This window comes from Kitasatospora phosalacinea (assembly GCF_000717185.1).
Lineage (GTDB): Bacteria > Actinomycetota > Actinomycetes > Streptomycetales > Streptomycetaceae > Kitasatospora > Kitasatospora phosalacinea_A.
Genome location: NZ_JNYE01000003.1, coordinates 116,864 through 137,335 on the forward strand (window position 1 = coordinate 116,864; position 20,472 = coordinate 137,335).

At 74.7% G+C, this 20,472-nt stretch carries 19 protein-coding genes; 9 read left to right on the forward strand and 10 right to left on the reverse strand.

Annotated features, from left to right (window positions below; genetic code table 11):
- Positions 1 to 35: 35 nt before the first annotated feature.
- Together OO57_RS02475 and OO57_RS02480 are read right to left on the reverse strand one after the other, a co-directional pair.
- Positions 36 to 2,504, reverse strand: coding sequence for an HAD-IC family P-type ATPase (locus tag OO57_RS02475; RefSeq protein ID WP_033250551.1), 2,469 nt, complete (start codon positions 2,502 to 2,504; stop codon positions 36 to 38).
- A gap of 97 nt (positions 2,505 to 2,601) precedes the next feature.
- Positions 2,602 to 2,871 (reverse strand): DUF2530 domain-containing protein, encoded by a 270-nt coding sequence (locus OO57_RS02480; RefSeq protein ID WP_033250552.1) that lies wholly within the window; start codon positions 2,869 to 2,871, stop codon positions 2,602 to 2,604.
- A gap of 285 nt (positions 2,872 to 3,156) precedes the next feature.
- Here OO57_RS02480 and OO57_RS02485 point away from each other — a divergent pair, with 285 nt between their 5' ends.
- From OO57_RS02485 to OO57_RS02495, 3 genes are all read left to right on the forward strand, one after another.
- On the forward strand, positions 3,157 to 4,620 hold the full coding sequence (locus OO57_RS02485; protein ID WP_033250553.1) for an NCS2 family permease: 1,464 nt from the start codon (positions 3,157 to 3,159) through the stop codon (positions 4,618 to 4,620).
- A gap of 120 nt (positions 4,621 to 4,740) precedes the next feature.
- Positions 4,741 to 4,941, forward strand: a complete 201-nt coding sequence (locus OO57_RS02490) for a type II toxin-antitoxin system VapB family antitoxin (RefSeq protein ID WP_033250554.1) — start codon at positions 4,741 to 4,743, stop codon at positions 4,939 to 4,941.
- Positions 4,938 to 5,357 carry a PIN domain nuclease gene (locus tag OO57_RS02495; protein WP_033250555.1) on the forward strand — a complete coding sequence of 140 codons (420 nt, stop codon included), beginning with the start codon at positions 4,938 to 4,940 and terminating at the stop codon, positions 5,355 to 5,357. The genes OO57_RS02490 and OO57_RS02495 overlap by 4 nt, the downstream gene beginning before the upstream one ends.
- 87 nt (positions 5,358 to 5,444) lie before the next feature.
- Here OO57_RS02495 and OO57_RS43490 read toward each other — a convergent pair whose 3' ends face one another.
- From OO57_RS43490 to OO57_RS02505, 3 genes are all read right to left on the reverse strand, one after another.
- Positions 5,445 to 5,612, reverse strand: a complete 168-nt coding sequence (locus OO57_RS43490; RefSeq protein WP_158715003.1) for a hypothetical protein — start codon at positions 5,610 to 5,612, stop codon at positions 5,445 to 5,447.
- 21 nt (positions 5,613 to 5,633) lie between these two features.
- Positions 5,634 to 6,953: a hypothetical protein gene (locus OO57_RS02500; RefSeq protein WP_051776414.1), complete on the reverse strand. Its 1,320-nt coding sequence runs from the start codon at positions 6,951 to 6,953 to the stop codon at positions 5,634 to 5,636.
- Positions 6,954 to 7,369: 416 nt separating this feature from the next.
- A complete protein-coding gene (locus OO57_RS02505) occupies positions 7,370 to 9,007 on the reverse strand; it encodes a helix-turn-helix domain-containing protein (RefSeq protein ID WP_033250556.1) in 1,638 nt (545 codons plus the stop codon).
- Positions 9,008 to 9,298: 291 nt separating this feature from the next.
- Between OO57_RS02505 and aspS the strand changes: the two genes are divergently transcribed.
- Positions 9,299 to 10,615, forward strand: a complete 1,317-nt coding sequence (gene aspS / locus OO57_RS02510) for an aspartate--tRNA(Asn) ligase (RefSeq protein WP_033250557.1) — start codon at positions 9,299 to 9,301, stop codon at positions 10,613 to 10,615.
- 6 nt (positions 10,616 to 10,621) lie between these two features.
- Here the strand turns inward: aspS and OO57_RS02515 are convergent, their stop codons facing one another.
- Positions 10,622 to 11,110, reverse strand: a complete 489-nt coding sequence (locus OO57_RS02515; protein WP_033250558.1) for a hypothetical protein — start codon at positions 11,108 to 11,110, stop codon at positions 10,622 to 10,624.
- Between the two features lie 269 nt (positions 11,111 to 11,379).
- Between OO57_RS02515 and OO57_RS02520 the strand changes: the two genes are divergently transcribed.
- From OO57_RS02520 to OO57_RS02530, 3 genes are all read left to right on the forward strand, one after another.
- Positions 11,380 to 11,925, forward strand: coding sequence for a DUF1707 and FHA domain-containing protein (locus tag OO57_RS02520; protein WP_033250559.1), 546 nt, complete (start codon positions 11,380 to 11,382; stop codon positions 11,923 to 11,925).
- 70 nt (positions 11,926 to 11,995) lie between these two features.
- On the forward strand, positions 11,996 to 12,430 hold the full coding sequence (locus OO57_RS02525; protein WP_033250560.1) for a MarR family winged helix-turn-helix transcriptional regulator: 435 nt from the start codon (positions 11,996 to 11,998) through the stop codon (positions 12,428 to 12,430).
- 424 nt (positions 12,431 to 12,854) lie between these two features.
- A complete protein-coding gene (locus tag OO57_RS02530; protein ID WP_081973412.1) occupies positions 12,855 to 14,129 on the forward strand; it encodes an MFS transporter in 1,275 nt (424 codons plus the stop codon).
- A 3-nt stretch (positions 14,130 to 14,132) separates the two neighbouring features.
- On the opposite strand, the gene OO57_RS02535 is transcribed toward OO57_RS02530, so the two are convergent.
- Positions 14,133 to 14,696, reverse strand: a complete 564-nt coding sequence (locus OO57_RS02535) for a GNAT family N-acetyltransferase (RefSeq protein ID WP_081973411.1) — start codon at positions 14,694 to 14,696, stop codon at positions 14,133 to 14,135.
- Between the two features lie 51 nt (positions 14,697 to 14,747).
- Between OO57_RS02535 and thpR the strand changes: the two genes are divergently transcribed.
- Positions 14,748 to 15,326: an RNA 2',3'-cyclic phosphodiesterase gene (gene thpR / locus OO57_RS02540; RefSeq protein ID WP_051776416.1), complete on the forward strand. Its 579-nt coding sequence runs from the start codon at positions 14,748 to 14,750 to the stop codon at positions 15,324 to 15,326.
- A gap of 82 nt (positions 15,327 to 15,408) precedes the next feature.
- Here thpR and OO57_RS02545 read toward each other — a convergent pair whose 3' ends face one another.
- Together OO57_RS02545 and OO57_RS02550 are read right to left on the reverse strand one after the other, a co-directional pair.
- Complete coding sequence (locus tag OO57_RS02545; RefSeq protein WP_033250562.1) at positions 15,409 to 17,181, reverse strand: glycoside hydrolase family 35 protein; 1,773 nt, start codon at positions 17,179 to 17,181, stop codon at positions 15,409 to 15,411.
- Positions 17,182 to 17,367: 186 nt separating this feature from the next.
- A complete protein-coding gene (locus OO57_RS02550) occupies positions 17,368 to 18,009 on the reverse strand; it encodes a ScbR family autoregulator-binding transcription factor (protein ID WP_033250563.1) in 642 nt (213 codons plus the stop codon).
- Between the two features lie 201 nt (positions 18,010 to 18,210).
- Between OO57_RS02550 and OO57_RS02555 the strand changes: the two genes are divergently transcribed.
- Positions 18,211 to 19,203 (forward strand): aldo/keto reductase, encoded by a 993-nt coding sequence (locus OO57_RS02555; RefSeq protein WP_033250564.1) that lies wholly within the window; start codon positions 18,211 to 18,213, stop codon positions 19,201 to 19,203.
- A gap of 75 nt (positions 19,204 to 19,278) precedes the next feature.
- Here the strand turns inward: OO57_RS02555 and serC are convergent, their stop codons facing one another.
- Positions 19,279 to 20,403 carry a phosphoserine transaminase gene (gene serC, locus OO57_RS02560; RefSeq protein ID WP_033250565.1) on the reverse strand — a complete coding sequence of 375 codons (1,125 nt, stop codon included), beginning with the start codon at positions 20,401 to 20,403 and terminating at the stop codon, positions 19,279 to 19,281.
- Between the last annotated feature and the right edge of the window lie 69 nt (positions 20,404 to 20,472).

Consider the following 20,472-nt stretch of genomic DNA (forward strand, 5'->3'; position numbering starts at 1 on the left):
TCTGCCGTTCCCCCTTCAGCTCTTCTCAGCTCTTCTCAGCTCTTCTCCACGAAGACCCGCGAGGTGACCTCCAGCAGGCAGCCCGCGATCGCGGCGATCGCCACGCCCGCCAACGGGTCGCGCCAGCCGACGAGTTGGAGCTGGAAGAAGTCGGAGAGCCAGGGGACCACCAGCACCAGTGCGAACGCGCCGGACATGGTGCCGATCAGCAGCAGGCGCCACCAGGTGTACGGGCGGGCGACGATCGCGAGGACCCAGATCGCGCAGATGAACAGCGTCAGGGTGGCGACCGAGGTGTCGGCCTCCAGGGTGGTCGCGTCGTCGCCGCGGGCCAGTGCGTAGGCGGTGAAGGTCGCGGCGCCGCAGACCGCCCCGCCGGGCACCGCCAGCCGCAGCACCCGGCGGACGAAGCCGGTGCGGGCCCGCTCGTTGTTGGGGGCCAGGGCGAGGAAGAACGCCGGGATGCCGATGGTCAGCGAGGACAGCACCGTCGAGTGCCGGGGCAGGAACGGGTACGGGACCTGGGTGAACACCACCAGCAGGGCCAGCAGCACCGAGTAGACCGTCTTCACCAGGAACAGCCCGGCGACGCGCTCGATGTTGCCGATCACCCGGCGGCCCTCGGCGACCACCGAGGGCAGGGTGGCGAACCGGTCGTCGAGCAGCACGATCTGGGCGACGGCCCGGGTCGCGTCCGAGCCGGTGCCCATCGCGACGCCGATGTCGGCGTCCTTCAGGGCGAGCACGTCGTTGACGCCGTCGCCGGTCATCGCGACGGTGTGGCCCTTCGACTGCAGGGCGCCGACCAGGGCGCGCTTCTGCTGCGGGGTGACCCGGCCGAAGACGGCGGTCCGGTCGGCGGCCTCGGCGAGCCGTTCGGGGTCGGTGGGCAGGGTGCGGGCGTCGGTCGCGGTCTCGGCGCCGGGCAGGCCGAGGTGGGCGGCGACCGCGCCGACCGAGACGGCGCTGTCGCCGGAGATGACCTTGGCCCGGACGTCCTGGGAGCGGAAGTAGCGCAGGGTGTCCGCGGCGTCCTCGCGCAGCCGCTGCTGCAGCACCAGCAGGGCCAGCGGCCGCAGCTGCGCGGCCGGGTCGGGGTCGTCCAGCGGCAGCGGGCTGCGGCCCAGCAGCAGGACCCGCAGGCCCTTCGCGCCCAGCTCGTCGACCTCGGCGAGCGCGGGGGCACCGGCCGGGAGCAGCACGTCGGGGGCGCCGAGCAGCCAGCTGCCCTCGGTGCCGCCGGGCTCCAGCAGCTGCACGCCGCTCCACTTGCGGGCGGAGGAGAACGGGATCGCCTCCAGCACCCGCCAGCGGCCCTCCGGCGGCGGCCCGTACGCGTCGATGACGGCCTGCATGCTGGGGTTGGGGCGGGCGTCGGCAGTGCCGATCGCGCCGAGCGCCTCGGCCAGGAGCACCTTGTCGGCGCTGCCGGCGGCGCTGTCGGTGCTGCTGGATTGCGGGGCCTCGCTCGGGGCGGCGAGCGGGCGGAGGTCGACCAGGTCCATGCCGCCCTCGGTGAGGGTGCCGGTCTTGTCCAGGCACACGGTGTCGACCCGGGCCAGGCCCTCGATCGCGGGCAGCTCCTGCACCAGGCACTGCTTGCGGCCCAGCCGGACCACGCCGATCGCGAAGGCCACCGAGGTGAGCAGCACCAGGCCCTCGGGCACCATCGGCACGATGCCCGCCACCATCCGGCGCACCGCCTCCTTCCAGTCGTTGCGCTGCACCGCGAGCTGGCTGATCACCAGGCCGATCGCGGTGGGCACCAGCAGGTAGGTGATGAACCGCAGGATCTGGTCGATGCCGGTGCGCAGCTCCGACTTCACCAGGGTGAACTTGCTGGCCTCCTCGGCGAGCTTGGCGGCGTACGCCTCCCGGCCGACCTTGGTCGCGGTGAACGCACCCGCCCCGGCCACCACGAAGGAGCCGGACATCACGTGGTCGCCGGGGCGCTTGTGGACGGGGTCGGGCTCGCCGGTCAGCAGCGACTCGTCGATCTCCAGGGCGTCCGCCTCGGTGACCGTGCCGTCCACCACGACCTTGTCGCCGATGCCCAGCAGCACCGTGTCGTCCAGCACGATCTCGCCGGTGCCGACCTGCACCGCGGCGCCGTCCCGGCGGACCTGGGGGCGGGCCTCGCCGATCAGCGCGAGGCTGTCCAGGGTCTTCTTGGCGCGCAGCTCCTGGACGATGCCGATCGCCGTGTTGGCGACGATGACCAGGCCGAACAGGCCGTCCTGGAGCGGGCCGACGACCAGGATGATGCCGAACATCACCCCGATGATCGCGTTGAACCGGGTGAACACGTTGGCCCGGACGATCTCCCGCACCGAACGGCTCGAACGCACCGGGACGTCGTTCACCTGCCCGCGGGCGACCCGCTCGGCGACCCCGGCCGCACTCAGCCCGGGCTGGTACGCGCCGCCCGCGCCGGTGGGGTGCGCGCCGGGGCCGGGGCCGGGGACCGGGCCGGGCGCGGCGGTGCCTTCCGCTGAGTGCGTCATGGCACCGACTCTAGGTGGGCGATTTGTCCGGTGCGCCCCGCCTCGGGACGGATTCCGGCCGGACGGGTGGCGGCCGGGCGGCGGCTGCCCGGGGCTGCTAGGCCACCGGCTCCCCGGCCGCCTCGGCGGCGCGGGCGCGGCGGATCGCGGCCCGGCGGGCGGTGCAGTACTTGAGGCCGATCAGGCCGAGCAGGCCGCCGGACAGGCAGACCCACGGCCAGCTGCCGTGGCCGTGGTCGGACAGCCACCCCTGGAACGGCACCAGCGCCACGAAGCCGACGAACCACAGCACCGTGCCGGTGCCGACGATGGCGACGTCGTTCCCTTCCAGGGGCGGGGGAGCGGTGCGCAGCGCGGTCTTGGGCATGGGCCCTAGCCTACGGGCCGCTCCGGCGGGCGGTCCGCGGCGGGTCGCGACGGCCCGTGGCCGGGTGGCCCGGCGAGGGGAGGTCCGGCGGGGTGGCCCGGCAGGGCGGCCCGGCAGGGCGGCCCGGCAGGGCCGGACGTGTCGACAGGTGAGCGACGGTGACCGTAATGGGCTCACTCTACGCGCGAAGATGGCGCGTGCACGACCGGAATCGACATACTGAAATGCCCCCCCACCTTGCTTCGCCCGGTCTCCCCCGGCCTCTCCCGATCGAGGACCCCCGACATGTCTCCGCAGGCCCAGTCGACCACCGCGTCGCCCGAGCCCTCCCAGAACGCGCCGAAGCCCCCGTCCGGCGCCCTGGACCGCTTCTTCAAGATCTCCGAGCGGGGCTCCACCCTGCCCCGCGAGATCCGCGGTGGTGTCGCCACGTTCTTCACGATGGCGTACATCCTGGTGCTCAACCCGATCATCCTGGCCTCGGCCACGGATATGAACAACACGCACCTCAACGGCGGACAGCTGGTCACCGCGACCGCGCTCACCGCCGGCCTCACCACCCTGCTGATGGGCGTCATCGGCAACGTCCCGATCGGCCTCGCCGCGGGCCTGGGCGTCAACACCATCGTGGCGCTCCAGCTCGCCCCCCAGATGACCTGGCCCGACGCCATGGGCATGGTCGTCCTGGCCGGTTTCGCGATCATGCTGCTGGTCGCCACCGGCCTGCGCGAGCGCGTCATGAACGCCGTCCCGCTCGGCCTGCGCAAGGCCATCGCGATCGGCATCGGCCTGTTCATCACCCTGGTCGGCCTGGTCGACTCCGGCTTCGTCACCCGCATCCCGGACGCCGCCCAGACCACCGTCCCCCTCCAGCTCGGCATCGGCGGGCACCTGCACGGCTGGCCCGTGCTGGTCTTCATCCTCGGCCTGCTGCTCACCATGGCCCTGGTCGTCCGCAAGGTCCCCGGCGCGATCCTGATCTCCATCGCCGTGATGACCGCAGCCGCGGTGGTCATCCAGCAGTTCGCCGACCTCTCCGCCGAGGCCTGGGGCCTCACCGTCCCGGCCTGGCCCGGCAACCCCGTCGCCACCCCCGACTTCGGCCTGGTCGGCCACTTCAGCCTGTTCGGCGGCTTCCAGCACGTCAGCGTGCTGACCGGCATCCTGTTCGTCTTCACCGTGCTGATGAGCTGCTTCTTCGACGCGATGGGCACCATCCTCGGCGTCGCCGACGAGGCCCACCTGCTCGACGAGAAGGGCGACCTCCCGGGCATCAACAAGGTCCTGATGGTCGACGGCATCGCCACCGCCGCGGGCGGCGCGACCTCCGCCTCCGCCAACACCTGCTTCGTCGAGTCCACCGCGGGCGTCGGCGAGGGCGCCCGCACCGGCTTCGCCTCGATCGTCACCGGCGCGCTCTTCCTGCTCGCCCTCTTCCTCACCCCCCTCGCGACCATGGTCCCCGCCCAGGCCGCCACCCCCGCCCTGGTCACCGTCGGCTTCCTGATCCTGGCGAACTCCATCAAGGAGATCGACTGGTCCGACTACACCATCGCGATGCCGGCCTTCATCACCATCGTGATGATGCCGTTCACCTACTCCATCACCAACGGCATCGGCTTCGGCTTCATCGCCTTCTGCCTCCTGCGCGTCGTCGCGGGCCGCGCCCGCACCGTCCCGATCGCGATGTACGGCGTCGCCGCCGTCTTCGCCTTCTACTACCTGATGCCGGCCCTCGGCCTGCTCTGACGGCTCTCGCCCCGACGGCCCTCCTCCGCGTGCTGCGGGGGAGGGCCGTCGGGGCTGTGCGATATCGAATGAGGGGTGCTCTCGATATCATGGGGTTCGCCCGCCGACGGAAGGACGATCATGACGCGTACGGTCATCGACCTCGACGACGACCTCCTGGCGGAGGCCCAGCGGCTCTTCGGGACCACCACCAAGGTCGCCACGGTGAACGCCGCCCTGCTCGAAGCCGTCAAACTCGCCCGCCGGATAGAGTTCGCGGACGCCGTGGCCAGCGGGGAGTTCGACCTCCTCGGTGAGCCCGGCGACCGGGCGGTGGCGTGAGCCGGGAGCACTTCCTGATCGACAAGTCGGCCCTGGCGCGGTGGGGCAAGCCGTCCGTGCGCCCGGTGCTGGACGACCTCTCCCAGCGGGCCCTGCTCGCCGTCAGCCCGACGGTGGAGATGGAGGTGCTGTTCAGCGCCCGCACCCTGGCCGAGGCCGAACGGCTGCGCCACCTGCTCCGGGGCTTCGACTACCTGCCGTGTCCCGACGAGGTGTGGGACCGGGCGAAGCAGGTGCAGCAGCAGGCGCTGTTCCGCGGGAACCACCGGGCGCTGTCGATGGCCGACCTGCTCATCGCGGCCACGGCGGAGCGGCACGGCGTCACCGTCCTGCACTACGACGGCGACTACGACATGATCGCGGCGATCACCGGGCAGCCGGCCCGCTGGGTGGTGCCGACCGGGACGGCCGACTGAGGGGCGGCCCGGAGCTTCGGCAACCGCCCCGGCCCCACACGCCCGTGCCCTCCTCCGCGTGGTGCGGGGGAGGGCCGTTCCGTGTGGTCAGGGGGTGCGCAGGAGCGGGGTGAGGCGGGGGGTGAGGAGGGTGGCGGCGGCGAGGAGGTGGGCGGGGTCGGGGGTGCGGGCGAGGAGGACGACGATGACGACCAGCAGGGTGCGGTCGGCGGGCGGGAAGCGGCGGGCGGGGCGGGGGCGGCGGGTGCGGGACATGGGCGGTCCTTCGTCGGAGGGTCAGGCGGTGGTGCGGGCGACCAGGTCGTCGATGCTCTGGGCGGGGCGCAGGAGCTCGAAGCGGACGGTGCCGTCGGGGGAGGTCGCGGCGCCGTGGACGGCGGGCTCGGGGAGGCTGTTGTAGGAGAAGTGGTTGGTGGCGTAGTAGGCCCCGCAGTCGAGCAGGCAGTACAGGTCGCCCTGGTCCAGCAAGGGGAGCGGGCGGGCCCGGGCGACCAGGTCGCCCGCGAAGCAGCACGGGCCCGCCACGTCCTGGAGGACGGGCACACCGTGCTTGGCCGCGCCGGAGGGGTGGTGGACGCTGATCCGCAGCGGCCAGCTGCCGGGCGCGAAGACGGTGCGGGTGGCGACCTGGGCGCCCGCGTGGCCGATGGCGATGGGGCGGCCGCCCGCCACCTTGGTGTACTCGACGTACGAGGCGACGAAGCCGGACTTGGCGAGCACGGAGCGGCCGAACTCGGTGGTCAGCCGGTAGCGGCCGTCGAACAGGACGGGGGCGTGCGCGCGCAGCCGCTCCACGTAGGCGTCCCAGCCGGGGGCGGTCCGGTCGCCGGCGAAGTTGACCGGGAGGCCGCCGCCGAGGTCGATGCCGGTGACCTGGCGGCGGCCCAGCTCCCGGTTGATCCGTTCGGCGAAGGCGGCGGTGCTGGCGATGCCGGTGGCCATCAGGTCGAGGTCGACGCCCTGGGAGCCGACGTGGCAGTGCAGTTCGGTGAGCCAGGGGCGGGCGCGGAAGGCTTCGACCAGGCGGGCCGCGTTGCCGGTGTCGGCGAGCGGGACGCCGAACTTCGAGGTGGAGGTGGCGGTGCTCATCGCGGCGATCCGGCCGCCGCCGACCTGCGGGTTGATCCGGACGCCGATCCGGGAGGAGCTGCGGCGGTCGGCCAGGATCGCGTCCACGCGGGCGAGCTCCTGCCAGTTGTCGATGTTGACGCTGACGCCGAGGTCCAGCGCGAGGGCCAGTTCGGCGCGGGTCTTGGCGGGGGAGTCCAGCACGATCAGTTCCGGGGGGAAGCCCGCGGCCAGCGCCTGCGCGAACTCGCCGGGGCTGGCCACCTCGCACCCCATGCCCAGCTCGCGCAGTCGGCGCAGCACCGGCCCGAGCGGGTTGGCCTTGGCGGCGAAGGCGTGCCGCACCTCCAGTTCGGCGGGGAACGCGGCGTGCAGGGCGGCGACCGTCCCGGCGACGGCGTCCAGGTCGAGGAAGGCGGCCAGCGGGGCCCGCTCCGGGTCGAGCAGGCCCTGCCGGACGGCCGCGCGCAGGACGAGTTCGCGCCGCTCGGCGCTGATCAGGGACGGTGAGGGGCGGTGCTCGGGCATGGGGACACACTCCGCACGGGTCGGCGCTCGGAAGGGAGGGGGCCGGGCCGGCGGACGGGCGCCGGGGCCGTGCTCCCAGGATGGCCGCGGGGGCGGGGGCCGCGTAGTACCGGCCGGGCCGGGTTTCCGGGGCCGGAGCGGTCGCCGTGCACCGCCGCGGGGTCGGGTTGCGGCCGGTGCGGTGCGCGGCGGCGGCCCGGGCGGTCCGGAGCGGTGCGGGCGGACCGGGCGCGGCCTCCGGCGGGCGCGGACGGTCGGGGGAGACCGGGGACGGGGCGGCCGGTGGTGCGGGCGGCGGTGCGCGGCGGCCGGGGCGGGGCGGGGTGGTGCGCGGACACCGGAGCGACGGGCGGATCCGGTGCCCGCGCACCACTGGCCGCGCCGCCGTACGCACCACCGGCGGCGCCGCCGCCCGCTCAGCCCCGGTCGGCCCGGTACTCGCGCGCCAGCAGCTGGATGCGGGCGAGCAGCATGGCGTCGGCGTCTGCGGTCTCCAGGCCGAAGGTGTCGCGCAGCTTGGCGAGTTGGCGGTTGAAGGTGGCACGGGGCATGCCGAGCGAGTCGGCCGCCGGGCCCTTCTGCTCGCCGTGGCGCAGGTAGGCGGACAGCAGCTCCAGCGGGTGGCGGCCGTTCTGGGGCGCGGCCTCGGCGAGCCGGGCCACCGAGGTGCGCACCGGCAGCGGAAGCCCGTCCGCCGTCTCGATGAACTGCCGCAGGGCCACCGCGTCGGCGACCTGCTCGACGGTGGCGCAGTCGGGGGCGGGGCGCTCGCGGCGGAACAGCAGCCCGCCCAGGGCCAGTTCGGCGGCCCGGCGGGAGCGGGCGGCGTCGTCCAGCCGGGCCTGGACCGGGCCGAGGCCGACCGGCACCCGGACGCCCAGCCGGGCGGACAGGGCGTCGGACAGCCGGCCGCCGTAGTCGGCGACCTGGGCCCGGGCGTCGGCGGGGGTGTTCGCCAGGCCGCCGAGCAGGACCAGGACGCCGCGTTCGGCGGGGAGGACCAGGTAGTCGCTGCCGGGGCGGGGCTGGTGCAGGCGCACCGCCCGTTCCAGCCGGGCCCGGCGGGCGTCGTCCACCGGACCGGGCGCACCCACGGCCAGGACGGCGCAGCGGGCGGCCGCGGGCAGGCCGCTGTACCCGGCGAGCAGGGCGCCGGAGCCAGGGCCGTCGAGCACCGCGCGGGCCGCGCCGAGCAGCAGGGCGTGCCGGGCCTCGTGGTGCGTGCGGTGGTGGAGCAGGTGGGGGACGGCGGCCTCGGCGGCGGCCCGCAGCACGTCGACGGCCTCGTGCCCCAGGGCCTTCCCGGTGATCGCGGCCACCCAGATCGAGCCGAGGCGCATGCCGCCGGCCTGCACCGCGACGGCCATCCGCTCCGGCACGTCGCCCTCGGGGAGGCGGTGCAGCACCTGGTTCGAGGACCAGAGCTGCTTGAAGAAGCCCTCCCGGTTCATCGCCTTGCGCCGCTCCTCGGGGACGGCGCCGGTCAGGACGGTCCAGAGCCGGATCCGGTCCACGTCGATGCTCTCGGCGTGGTGCGCGAGGACCCGGGAGTCCGGGTCCTCGATGGTCACCGCCCCCTCGACCGCCCGGGCGATCTGGCGGGCCAGGCCGCCGAGGTCGCCCAGCAGCACGTTGCCGCCGTCCGGGGCCGGGCTCTCCAGGGCGGCCCGCACGGTGGCGATCACGGTCTGCCAGTCCGTCCAGGAGGCGCGCAGCAGCAGGGCGGTCCCGGCCCGTTCCGCGATCTCCCCCAGCCGTTCCCGGCGCGCCCGGTCGGCCACTCCCCGCAGCACCACGGCCGTCACCCGGTCCGCGCCCGCCTCGCGCAGCAGGTCCTCGGCCACCGCGGAGCGCGGGTCGACCCCGATCGCGACCAGGACGGTCCCGGCCCGGTTCGCGCCCGGGGGGTCGAGCGGGTCGAACACCGACAGGTGCCGGACGGGCGCCAGCGGCTCCGGCAGCGCGACCGCGTCGACCAGGGTGCTGGTCAGGGCGAGCAGCCCCGTCAGGGTTCCGGCCCGCAGTGCCGATCTGTTCCACGCATCCTCGCCCATCGGGCGGCCTCCCCGGAACGCACGAAAAACTGATGGGCGGTCAACTGTGGTCGCTGCCGCCCGAGTCGGGCCATCGTAGGGCCGTCGCCGGTGGCTGTCACGGTCCGTCGCGGGCGGGAGGCGGTGCGGGGCGCGGCGCGGGGCGCAGCGCGGGGCGGGGTGCGGGGCGAGGGAAAAACCCGAGGTGGGAGCGGGTGCGAACGGGTTAGGGTGGGCGCGTCCCGGGGCGGCCGTCTACCGCTCCTCTCGTGGCGCGAACAACGCGCCCGCAATCCAGGGAGTTGCTTCGGCATGGTGCGCGTCCTCGTCGGTGAGCTGTCGTCCGCGATCGGGCGGACGGTGACGGTCAAGGGGTGGGTCGGCACGCTGCGGCTGCAGAGCAGGGTGCAGTTCGTGGTGGTGCGGGACCACACGGGGGCGGTGCAGGTCACGCACCGGCGCGGGGGCGGGGAGGACGCGCTGGGGGAGCTGCTGCGGGGGCTGACGGTCGAGTCGGCGGTGGTGGTGACCGGCCGGGTGGTGGCGAACCCGGTGGTGAAGCTCGGCGGGCTGGAGATCGTCCCGGAGCGGGTCGAGGTGGTGTCGGCGGCCGAGCCCGGGCTGCCGATCGGGCCGGAGACCGGCCCGGAGCAGCGGGCGAACTGGCGGTTCCTGGACGTCCGGCGGCCGGAGCGGCGGCTGGTGTTCGAGGTGCAGACCACGGTCGAGCGGGCGATGCGGGAGGTCGCCGCCGAGCAGGGCTGCACGGAGCTGCACACGCCGAAGCTGATGGGCACGGCCTCGGAGTCCGGCGCCGAGGTGTTCGAGGTCGGGTACTTCGACCGGAAGGCGTACCTGGCGCAGTCCCCGCAGTTCTACAAGCAGATGGCGATCGCGGGCGGCATCGACCGGGTCTTCGAGATCGGCCCGGTGTTCCGCGCCGAGCCCTCCTTCACCTCCCGGCACGCGACCGAATTCACCGGCGTGGACGTCGAGTTGGCGTGGATCGACGGCGTGCAGGACGTGATGTCCTTCGAGGAGCGGATGCTGCACCGGGTGCTGGAGCAGGTCGCCGAACGGCACGGCGAGGAGATCGAGCGGCACCGGGGCGTCCGGGTCGTGGTGCCCGAACTGCCCTTCCCCCGGCTGACGATGGCCGAGGCGGTGGAGAAGCTGCGGGGCGCCGGGTGGGACGCCGAGGGCGTCCGGGAGGACCTGGACCCGGAGGGCGAGCGGCTGCTCAGCGCGCTGGTGCAGCGGGAGACCGGGCACGAGTTCGTGTTCGTGACGGGGTTCCCCGCCTCGGTGCGGCCGTTCTACCACCTGCGCTCGGCCGACGACCCGTCCGTCACCGAGTCCTTCGACCTGCTGTGGAAGGGCGTGGAGATCACCACCGGCGCCCAGCGCGAGCACCGGCACGGGCAACTCGTCGCCCAGGCCCGGGAGAAGGGCATGGACGCGAGCCCCGAGGGCCCGCTCGGCCGGTACCTGGACTGCTTCCGGTACGGCATGCCGCCGCACGGCGGGTTCGGCCTCGGGCTGGCCCGGGTGCTGATGCTGGCGCTCGGACTGCCCACGATCCGGGACGCGGTGTTCCTGTTCCGCGGCCCGAACCGACTGGAGCCGTAGCGGAGTTCAGCGTCCGGTGCGGGTCGCGCCGGGCGGCCACAGGACGTCCACCGGCAGTCCGGCGGCCCGGGCGGCGGCGACCATGTCGGCCGTTCCGCCCGGGCCGTTGCCCGGCCCGCCGTCCCAGACCGCGACCAGCCGGTCGGCGAGTTGCAGCAGCCGGGCGTTGGCGGCCACGTACGCGGCCGGGTCGAGCCGCAGGGCGGGCAGCACCAGCACCCGGTGCGCGGCGGCGCGCAGCCGGTCGAAGGCGGCCCGCTCGGCGGGGGTGGCCCGCGGGCCGGGGTGGGACGGGCCGGGCAGGACGGCGACCAGGCGGGCGCCGCGGGCCAGCACGGCGTCCGCGAACAGCGTGTCGGCGCCCGGCGCGAGGCAGGAGACGCCGGTCAACTCCGCGGCCGGGTAGCGGGACAGCAGCACGTCCAGGGCCGCGCGGACGGCGCGGGAGGTGGCCGGGGCGAGGTCCAGGTGCCCGGTCACGGCGATCACGGGCATGGCGGGCGCTCCTCCGGGCCGGTCGTCGGTGCTCCGCCAGATCTTGCCAGGACGGGGCCTGCCAGGACGGGGCCTGCCAGGACGGTGATCGCCTGGAGGGGTGCTCGCCCGGACGGCGCCCGGACGGCGCCCGGACGGCGCCCGGACGCCGGGGAGTTGGCCCGGACCGGGCCGAGGACCCGCGGGCCGCGCGGGGTGGCCGGCCGTCCCCCGGACCGGGGGCGGGCAGCGTGCTGGACAGCGCGGACCGGCCGCCCGACAATCACGCTATGGCCGCTCAGGAGTTCAGCACCCAGCTCGCCCGCCCCTCGCAGGCCGAGCGGGACAGCGCGCTGGAGGTGCTGCGGGACGGGGTCGGCAGCGGCCGGCTCTCGCACGACACCTTCATCCGCCGGATGGAGCTGGTGCTGACCGCCCGCAGTCGCGCCGAACTCGCCGAGGTGGTCGGCGACCTGCGCACCTACGGCCCGGTCTCCCGGGCCCTGCTGCGCAGCGTCGCCAGGGTCTCCGCGCTCCAGGTCCGGCTGCGGCAGACCTGGCACGCCGAGCAGCTGACCAGGCTGCAGCTGCCCGACCCGGCCGTCCGGCGGCTGCGGATCGGCCGGATGACCGGCTCCGACCTCCGGCTGGGCGACTCGACCGTCTCCCGGCACCACGCCGAGCTGCGCTTCGAGGCGGGCGACTGGGTGCTGTACGACCTGGGCTCCAGCAACGGCACCTTCGTCAACGACCGCCGGGTGGCCGGCGGCACCGTGGTCCGGGCCGGGGACCGGCTGCGCTTCGGCCGGCTGGGCTTCCACCTCACCGCGGACTGAGCGGTCCTCCGCCGGCCGGGCCGGGCGAAATCAATTTTCCTTAGCCTTAGTAATGACGTAGGCTAATGACATGCCCGAGATGTCCGAGGACGACCTGCTGGCGGTCAGCCAGCTGCGGTCGTCCGCGATGCGCCTGGCCCGACGGTTGCGACACCAGCGGGTCGAGGAGTCGCTGAGCCCCACCGAGATGGGGGTGCTCGGCACCCTGGCCCGCTGCGGCAAGGCGACACCAGGCGAGCTGGCCCGCAAGGAGCACGTCCAGCCGCCGTCCATGACCAGGATCATCGCGATGCTGGAGGAGAAGGGCCTGGTGCGGCGCGAGCCGCACCCGGAGGACCGCCGGCAGGTGGTGGTCAGCAGTACGGAGCAGGCCGAGGAGATCCTCAACGAGTCCCGCCGCCGCCGGAACGCCTGGCTGGCCGCGCTCGCCGAGGGCCTCGACCCGGAGGAGTGGGAACGGCTGAAGGCGGCCGCGCCCGCGCTCTACAAACTGGCCAACCTGTAGCACCGCCGACCGGCACGACCAGGGTCCGTCCCGTCCCGGGCGTACGAAGGAGAACCGCATCACCGCAGCACCCACCAGCGTCACAGAACGCGCCGCGACCGGACGAACGGTCGCGGCGCGCCGAGGGGAGACCACCTTGACACCGCCGGCCGCCCGCGCCGCCGCGATCCGCACCGCGACCATCCGCACCGACCTCCGCACCGACCCCCGGCGCCTGACCACCCGCCCCGCGGGCGTGCGCCACGACGAACCGCTCACCGACGAAGCGGCCGCCACCGAGACCGCGCCCACCGGCGCCCCCGCCGCGCAGAGCCAGGCACCCGCCCCCGCGGGCCTGCCGGGCAGCGGCGACGACGACCCCGAGCATCCCACCGCGGCGGAGGCTCCCGCCGCTTCGCCGGGCCGGTTCACCCGCCCGGGAGGGATGTTCTCGTCCCTGCGCATCCGCAACTACCGGTACTACTTCGCCGGACAGGTGGTCTCCAACACCGGCACCTGGATGCAGCGCATCGCCCAGGACTGGCTGGTGCTCAGCCTCACCGGCAGCCCGTTCGCGGTCGGCATCACCACCGCCATGCAGTTCCTGCCGATGCTGCTGCTCGGCCTGTGGGGCGGCGTCCTCGCCGACCGGCTGCCCAAGCGCCGCCTGCTGATCGCCACCCAGGGCGCGATGGGCCTGCTCGCCGCGGGCCTCGCCCTGCTCACCGTCACCGGGCTCGTCACGCCCGTCGCGGTGTACCTGTTCGCGCTGCTGCTCGGCCTGGTCACCGTCGTCGACAACCCGACCCGGCAGGCCTTCGTCAGCGAGATGGTCCCGGCCAAGGACCTCGCCAACGCCGTCAGCCTGAACGCCGCGAACTTCCAGACCGCCCGCCTGGTCGGCCCCGCCGTCGCGGGCGCCCTGATCGCCGCGGTCGGCAGCGGCTGGGCGTTCGCCGTCAACGCGCTCTCCTTCGTCGCGGTCATCGGCGGCCTGCTCGCCATGCGCAGCAGCGAGCTGCGCCCCGTCGAGCGGATCGCCCGCCGCCGCGGACAGCTCCGCGAGGGCCTGCGGTACGTCCGGGAACGCCCCGAACTGCTGTGGCCGATGGTGCTCGCCGGGTTCATCGGCACCTTCGGGTTCAACTTCCCGACCCTGCTCGCGGGCTTCGCGCACGACACCTTCCACGTCGGCGCGGGCGCGTACGGCCTGCTCAACACCGCCATGGCGGTCGGCTCGCTGGCCGGTGCCCTGCTCGCCGCCCGCCGCGGCGCGCCCCGGCTGCGCCGCCTGGTCTTCGCCGCGCTCGCCTTCGGCGCCCTGGAGGTGCTGGCCGCGTTCGCCCCCGGCTACTGGACCTTCGCCCTGCTGCTCACCCTGATCGGCGTGTTCGGCCTGACCTTCAACACCTCGGTCAACTCGGCCCTGCAGCTCGGCACCGACCCCGAGATGCGCGGCCGGGTGATGGGCCTGCTGGTCCTGGTCTTCACCGGCGGCACCCCGATCGGCGCCCCGCTGGTCGGCTGGATCACCGCCGAGTACGGCCCGCGCCTCGGCCTGCTCGCCTGCGGCCTGGTCTCCGCCGTCGCGGCGGGCGTGGTCGCGCTGGTCCTCGGCCGGATCGGCGGCCTGCGCCTGCGCCTGGACCTGCACCCGGTGCGGACCCGCGGCCGGGTGTTCTCGGTGGTGCAGAAGGACGGCCTGGCGACCGCCTGCTGATCCTCAGCCGGTGCGCAGCTCCAGCAGCTGCCCCGGCCACGGACCGGTCGGCCGGTCCTCGGTGAACGAGGCGGTGCGGGTGAACCCGAGCCGCTCGTACTGGGCGACCAGCCGGCCGCCGCCGCCCGCGTAGCAGTCGACCCGTAGCAGGCCGACCCCGCGCCCGCGGGCCCGGCGGCGGGCCTCGGCGACCAGGGCCGCACCGATCCCCGCCCCGCGGTGGGCGGGGTCGGTGACCAGCCAGCGGACGAACAGCTCCGGCTCGCCCGCGGGCGGGAGGTGCTCGGGGGCGCGGTCGGCCAGCACGCAGATGCCCAGCGGGGCGCCGTCCGGCCCCGGGCCCGGGTCCGCCCCTGGTTCCGCCCCTGGTTCCGGCTCCGCTTCGGCGATCAGCACCAGGTTCTCCGCCGTCACCCGCGCCGCCCGCTCGGCGGCGCCCGGGCGCCGCGACCACGGCTCCGTCCCCCACTGGTCGGTGCGGCCCCGCGCGGTCAGCCAGGCGACCGCGCCGTCGAGCAGGTTCAGCAGGACGGCGTCGGAACCGGGGCCTCCGGTGCGGATGTGCATGACCTTCTTTCTATCGGACCGGCGGGGGAGGCGGTGCGGCAGGATGGCGGGATGAGGCTCTTCGTCGCCGTGAACCCTCCGGCCCCCGCCAAGCAGGAACTCGTCGACGCCGTGGAGCCCCTGCGCGAACTCCCCGGCGCGGACCGGCTGCGCTGGACCGAACCCGCCGGGTGGCACCTCACCCTGGCCTTCCTCGGCGAAGTCCCGGCCGACGAGGTGCCCGCCCTGGAGCACGCCCTGGCCCGGGTCGCGGGCGAGCACCCGGAGCACGTGCTGCGGCTGTCCGGCAGCGGCACCTTCGGCGAACGGGCCCTCTGGGCGGGCGTCGAGGGCGAGGTCCGGGCCCTGCGGGAGCTGGCCGCGGCCGTGCGGCGCACGCTCGGCGCCGAGGACGAGGAGCACGGCTTCCACCCCCACCTGACCCTCGCCCGCTCCGGCACCACCCGCGGCCGGAGACCGGGCGGACCGGGCGGACCGGGCGGGCGGGGGGAGCTGGCGGCGATGGCCGACGCGATGCGGGGCTTCCGCGGCCGGGAGTGGCGGGCCGGACGGATCCAGCTGATGCGCAGCGAGACGGGCTACGGACCGGCCCGCTACACGGCGCTGGAGGGGTGGCCGCTGGGCACCTGAGACCCGCTGCGCCCGCGGAACGGCGCAAGGGGGGCGACCTGCTCCGCGATCCGGCCGCGCCGTTGCCCGCGCCCCTGGACGCTCAGCCTCCGGTCCCGGGGGCCTCGCGGAGCGCGATGCGGGTCGGGGCGGCGGGGCCGAGTTCCAGCAGGGTGAGGGTGTTCGGGCCGGGGCGGAGCAGGGGGCCGGGGCAGTACAGGGTGGTCTGCGGGCCCCTGGCGTCGTAGCGGCCGAGGAGGAAGCCGTTGACCCAGAGGTAGCCGTGGTGGCCCCCGGGGACGGCGAGGAAGGTGTCGCCGGGGGTGTCGAGGTGGAGGGTGCCGCGGGCGAGCGCCTCGGGGGCGGGGGTGCCGGGGGTCCAGACGGCGGGGTCGGGGAGCGGGTCCAGGCGGAGCGGTTCGGCGTGCCAGCCGTGCAGGTACTGGCGTTCGTGGCGGACGCCGGTGATGCCCTTGGTCTCGCCGACCCGCGGGCCGTAGTTGACCCGGCCGAGGGATTCGACGAGCAGGCGGACGCGGGCGCCGCCGCCCGCGGCGACCGGTTCGGCGGCCACGCCGCGTTCGAGCGCGGTGGCGGGCCCGCCGTCCACCCGGAGGGTGGCCCGGTCGCGCAACCCTTCGACGGTGAGCGGGAGTTCGGGGCTGAGTGCGGGCACGGTGGCGGTGTAGCGGACGAGGCCGTGCTCCAGGCCGAGCTCTTCGAAGAGCGGGGGGACGGGCGAGGCGACGGCCGGGCCGAACGGCAGCTCGGCGCACTCGTCGAGGGTGACCTCGCGGGCGTCCAGCAGCGGTTCGGGCGTGGGCAGTTCGGGGGTTCGGCCGTCCAAGTAGCGGGCCTCGTCCGGGTGTTCGGCGGCGAAGTCGGCGAGGACCTGCCGGAAGGCGTCGAACTTGGCGGTGGGCAGGCCGCGTTCGTCGAGGGGCGCGTCGTAGTCGTAGGAGGTGGTGGTGGGCTGGTAGGGGGAGTGCGTCCAGTCGGTGGAGTTGAACGGCGGGTCGGCGTGGTTGGCCCCGGCGGTGGTGCCGAAGTTGGTGCCGCCGTGGGCCATGTAGAGGTTGACGGAGCCGCCCGCGGCGAGGATGCGGCGCAGGGTGTCGGCGGCGTCGGCGGCGTCGCGGGCGTGGTGGGGGCCGCCCCAGTGGTCGAACCAGCCGTTCCAGTACTCCATGCAGAACGGCGGGTCCTCGGGGCGGTGGCGGCGCAGGGCGGCGAAGGCGCCCTCCGGGTCGGAGCCGAAGTTGACGGTGGCCAGCACGCCGGGGACGGTGCCCGCGGCGAGCATGTGGTCCTCGGGGCCGTCGGAGGTGAACAGCGGGACGGTGACGCCGCGCCCGCGCAGGCCGCGGACCAGGTGGGCGAGGTAAGCGGCGTCGCTGCCGTGGGCCCCGTACTCGTTCTCGACCTGCACCATCAGCACGGTGCCGCCGGGCCGGCCCCACTGGCGCTCGACGACCTGGGGCAGCAGGGCGTCGAAGTGGGCGTCGACGGCGGCGAGGTAGGCGGGGTCGCCGGTGCGGGCGCGGCGGCCGACCCGGGCGGTGAGCCAGCCGGGCAGGCCGCCGTTGTCCCACTCGGCGCAGATGTACGGGCCGGGCCGGACGATCGTCCACAGGCCCTGGCGGTGCGCCTCGTCGAGGAAGGCGCCGAGTTCGCCGAGCCGTTCGCGGCGGCCCGGCGCGGGCTCGTGCAGGTTCCACGGCACGTACGTCTCGACGGTGTTCAGGCCCATCGCGCGCACCGCCGCCAGCCGGGCGGGCCACTGCTCGGGGCGGCTGCGGAAGTAGTGCACCGCACCGGACAGGATGCGCAGCGGTCGGCCGTCGAGGCGGAAGCCGGTCGAGTCGTAGGTGAGCATGCCCCTAGCCTGCCCAACGGGAGGGGGCCCAGCCGTGGAGGCGTGCGCTGCGGCGGGTCCCCGTCAGGGCTGGGTGCGGGCCGGGGCGTGCGACCGACTAGTCTCGAAGCGTGGACCCGAAGACCCGTATGCGGATCGTGACCGGCGCGTTCGTTCTGTTGCTCGCCGTGGTGATCGTCGGCGCGATCATGCAGAAGTAGCGGACGCGGCGCCCCCGTCCGCCGTCGGCGGCGGGGTGGTGCGCAGGCGGCCGATCATGCCGGGGCCGGCGATGCCGGGCAGGAGCATCCGCCACAGCGCGGTGAGGCGCCGGGGCAGGTCGGCGCGGGCGGTGTGGACCTGGGACATCACCCGGACGCCGGTGAACGCGGCGATGACCACGTCGGCGGCCTCGTCGAGGTCGAGGCCGGGCAGCGTCTCGCCCTGGGCGGCGGCCTCGGCGAGCAGGGTGCGGACCACGGCGCGGGACTGCTCGTACGGGGTGACGGCGGGGCGCGGCAGCGAGGTCTGCTCGACGGCGAGGCGGACGGCGGCGCGCAGGACGGCGTCGGTGTGCAGGCGGTCGGCGAAGGCGAAGCACAGGTCGATGACGGACTGCAGGCGGCTGGAGTGCTCGGGGACGGCGAGGCCGTCGCCGTGGGCCTCCAGGACGGCGAGCGCGACGGCTTCCTTGGACGGGAAGTGGTGGTAGAGCGCGCCCCTGGTCAGGCCGGTGCGGGCGAGGATCTCGTTGGTCCCGGCGGCCTCGTACCCGCGCAGGTCGAAGACCTCGGCCGCGGCCTCCAGGATGGCCCGCCGCGAGCGGATGCCGCGTTCCTGCTTGGTCATGCCCGGTCTCCTCGTGCGGCGTCGGGGCACCGGTGAGGGTGCCGACCTGTCTGCATCCTACCGGTGGCGTCCGCGACCGTCGGAGGGTTTGGGGCCCGCTTCCCGTGGGCTCTTCCCACTTTTTCATACAGGTCTGTCGGTATGATTTGCGGCGGCGCGACCCTACCGGTGGGTCGGCCAGGGGATGAGGGGGCGGTTGCCATGGAGTACACCCGACTCGGCCGCAGCGGACTGCAGGTGTCCCGGCTGGTGCTCGGCACGATGAACTTCGGGACGGAGACCGACGAGCGCGAGAGCCACGCGATCATGCAGCGGGCCCACGAGACGGGCGTCAACTTCTTCGACACCGCGAACGTCTACGGCACCCGCCCGGGCGAGAGCTCCACCGAGGAGATCATCGGCCGCTGGTTCGCGGGCGACCCGGAGCGCCGCGAGCGGACCGTCCTGGCCACCAAGGCCTACCTCCCGACCGGCTCCCGCCCCAACGAGGGCGGCCTCAGCGCGCTGCACATCCGGCGCGCCTGCGAGGACTCGCTGCGCCGGCTCGGCACCGACCGGATCGACCTCTACCAGATGCACCACGTCGACCGGCACACCCCGTGGGAGGAGGTCTGGGAGGCCTTCGGCGTCCTGCGGCAGCAGGGCAAGGTGCTGTACTTCGGCTCCTCCAACTTCGCGGGCTGGCACCTCGCCCAGGCCCAGGAGGCCGCCCGCGAACGGCACTTCCTCGGCCTGGTCGCCGAGCAGTCCCGGTACAACCTGATGACCCGCTGGGCCGAACTGGAGGTGCTGCCCGCCGCCCGCCACTACGGCATCGGCGTGATCCCGTGGGGCCCGCTGAACGGCGGCCTGCTCGGCGGCGTGCTGCGCAAGCGGCGGGAGGGCACCGCGGCCCGCGGCGGCAGCGGGCACGCGGCGGCCGCCCTGGCCGCGCACCACGGGACGCTGACGGCGTACGAGGACCTGTGCGCGCGGGCGGGCGCCGACCCGGCGCACGTCGGCCTGGCCTGGCTGCTGGCCCGACCGGGCGTCACCGGCCCGATCGTCGGCCCGCGCACCGTGGCGCAACTGGACGGCGCGCTGGCCGCCCTGGACCTCGAACTGGACGCGGAACTGCTGGCCGAACTGGACCGGCTCTTCCCGCCGCCCGGCCCGAACGGCGGCGGCCCCGCGCCGGAGGCGTACGCCTGGTGACGCGCCCGGACCGGCGGGCACGCCGGAGGCCCCGGTCCGCGAGCGGGCCGGGGCCTCCGGGGAGGACGCGGGGCGTCAGTCGTTCAGGTGCTCGACCACGTAGTCGATGGCGCCGGTGAGCTTCTCGACGTCCGCCGGGTCGACCGCCGGGAACATCGCGATGCGCAGCTGGTTGCGGCCCAGCTTGCGGTAGGGCTCGGTGTCCACGATGCCGTTGGCACGCAGTGCCTTGGCGACCGCGGCGGCGTCGACCGAGTCGTCGAAGTCGATGGTGCCGACGACCTGCGAGCGCTCCTCCGGCTTGGCCACGAAGGGCTGCGCGAAGGAGGACTTCTCGGCCCAGGAGTACAGGATCGAGGAGGACTCCGCGGTGCGGGCCACCGCCCACTCCAGGCCGCCCTGGCCGTTCAGCCACTCCAACTGGTCGGCCAGCAGGAAGAGGGTGGAGATGGACGGGGTGTTGTACGTCTGGTCCTTCGACGAGTTGTCGATCGCGGTCGGCAGGTCGAAGAACGGCGGGACGTACCGGCCGGAGCCGGCGATCTCCGCGGCGCGCTCCAGCGCGGCCGGCGAGAAGGTGGCCAGCCAGAGGCCGCCCTCGGAGGCGAAGGACTTCTGCGGGGCGAAGTAGTAGACGTCCGTCTCGCGGATGTCGACCGGCAGGCCGCCGGCGCCGGAGGTGGCGTCGACCAGGACCAGCGAGCCGGCGTCCGCGCCCTCGGGGCGGCGGATCGGCATCGCGACACCGGTGGAGGTCTCGTTGTGGGTGAGGCCGTAGACGTCCACGCCCGCCTCGGCGACCGGCAGCGGGTGGGTGCCCGGGGCGGTCTTGATCACCGTGGGCTCGGCCAGCCACGGGGCGGCCTTCACGGAGGAGGCGAACTTGGACGAGAACTCGCCGAAGTCCAGGTGCTGCGACTTCTCGCGCACCAGGCCGAACGCGGCGATGTCCCAGAACGCGGTGGAGCCGCCGTTGCCGAGCACGACCTCGTAGCCCTCCGGCAGCGAGAACAGCTCGGCGACGCCCTGGCGGACGCGCTTGACGAGGTTCTTCACCGGGGCCTGGCGGTGGGAGGTGCCCAGCAGGGAGGTTCCGGTGGCGGCGAGGGCACTCAGGGCCTCGGGGCGCACCTTGGAGGGGCCGCAGCCGAAGCGGCCGTCGTTGGGCAGATTGTCGGCGGGGATCTGAATCTGAGCCACCCCCGCACCCTATCCCCCGGACGTGCGGCGGCGGTACGCCCGTCCGGCCGCTGAGACGTGATCTTGGCC

What these genes read in the sequence shown, in the direction of transcription:
- OO57_RS02475 (WP_033250551.1), bottom strand. Translation starts at nt 2,504, where the DNA reads ATGACGCACTCAGCGGAAGGCACCGCCGCGCCCGGCCCGGTCCCCGGC.
- OO57_RS02480 (WP_033250552.1), bottom strand. Translation starts at nt 2,871, where the DNA reads ATGCCCAAGACCGCGCTGCGCACCGCTCCCCCGCCCCTGGAAGGGAAC.
- OO57_RS02485 (WP_033250553.1), top strand. Translation starts at nt 3,157, where the DNA reads ATGTCTCCGCAGGCCCAGTCGACCACCGCGTCGCCCGAGCCCTCCCAG.
- OO57_RS02490 (WP_033250554.1), top strand. Translation starts at nt 4,741, where the DNA reads ATGACGCGTACGGTCATCGACCTCGACGACGACCTCCTGGCGGAGGCC.
- OO57_RS43490 (WP_158715003.1), bottom strand. Translation starts at nt 5,612, where the DNA reads ATGTCCCGCACCCGCCGCCCCCGCCCCGCCCGCCGCTTCCCGCCCGCC.
- OO57_RS02500 (WP_051776414.1), bottom strand. Translation starts at nt 6,953, where the DNA reads ATGCCCGAGCACCGCCCCTCACCGTCCCTGATCAGCGCCGAGCGGCGC.
- OO57_RS02505 (WP_033250556.1), bottom strand. Translation starts at nt 9,007, where the DNA reads ATGGGCGAGGATGCGTGGAACAGATCGGCACTGCGGGCCGGAACCCTG.
- aspS (WP_033250557.1), top strand. Translation starts at nt 9,299, where the DNA reads ATGGTGCGCGTCCTCGTCGGTGAGCTGTCGTCCGCGATCGGGCGGACG.
- OO57_RS02515 (WP_033250558.1), bottom strand. Translation starts at nt 11,110, where the DNA reads ATGCCCGTGATCGCCGTGACCGGGCACCTGGACCTCGCCCCGGCCACC.
- OO57_RS02520 (WP_033250559.1), top strand. Translation starts at nt 11,380, where the DNA reads ATGGCCGCTCAGGAGTTCAGCACCCAGCTCGCCCGCCCCTCGCAGGCC.
- OO57_RS02525 (WP_033250560.1), top strand. Translation starts at nt 11,996, where the DNA reads ATGCCCGAGATGTCCGAGGACGACCTGCTGGCGGTCAGCCAGCTGCGG.
- OO57_RS02530 (WP_081973412.1), top strand. Translation starts at nt 12,855, where the DNA reads ATGTTCTCGTCCCTGCGCATCCGCAACTACCGGTACTACTTCGCCGGA.
- OO57_RS02535 (WP_081973411.1), bottom strand. Translation starts at nt 14,696, where the DNA reads ATGCACATCCGCACCGGAGGCCCCGGTTCCGACGCCGTCCTGCTGAAC.
- thpR (WP_051776416.1), top strand. Translation starts at nt 14,748, where the DNA reads ATGAGGCTCTTCGTCGCCGTGAACCCTCCGGCCCCCGCCAAGCAGGAA.
- OO57_RS02545 (WP_033250562.1), bottom strand. Translation starts at nt 17,181, where the DNA reads ATGCTCACCTACGACTCGACCGGCTTCCGCCTCGACGGCCGACCGCTG.
- OO57_RS02550 (WP_033250563.1), bottom strand. Translation starts at nt 18,009, where the DNA reads ATGACCAAGCAGGAACGCGGCATCCGCTCGCGGCGGGCCATCCTGGAG.
- OO57_RS02555 (WP_033250564.1), top strand. Translation starts at nt 18,211, where the DNA reads ATGGAGTACACCCGACTCGGCCGCAGCGGACTGCAGGTGTCCCGGCTG.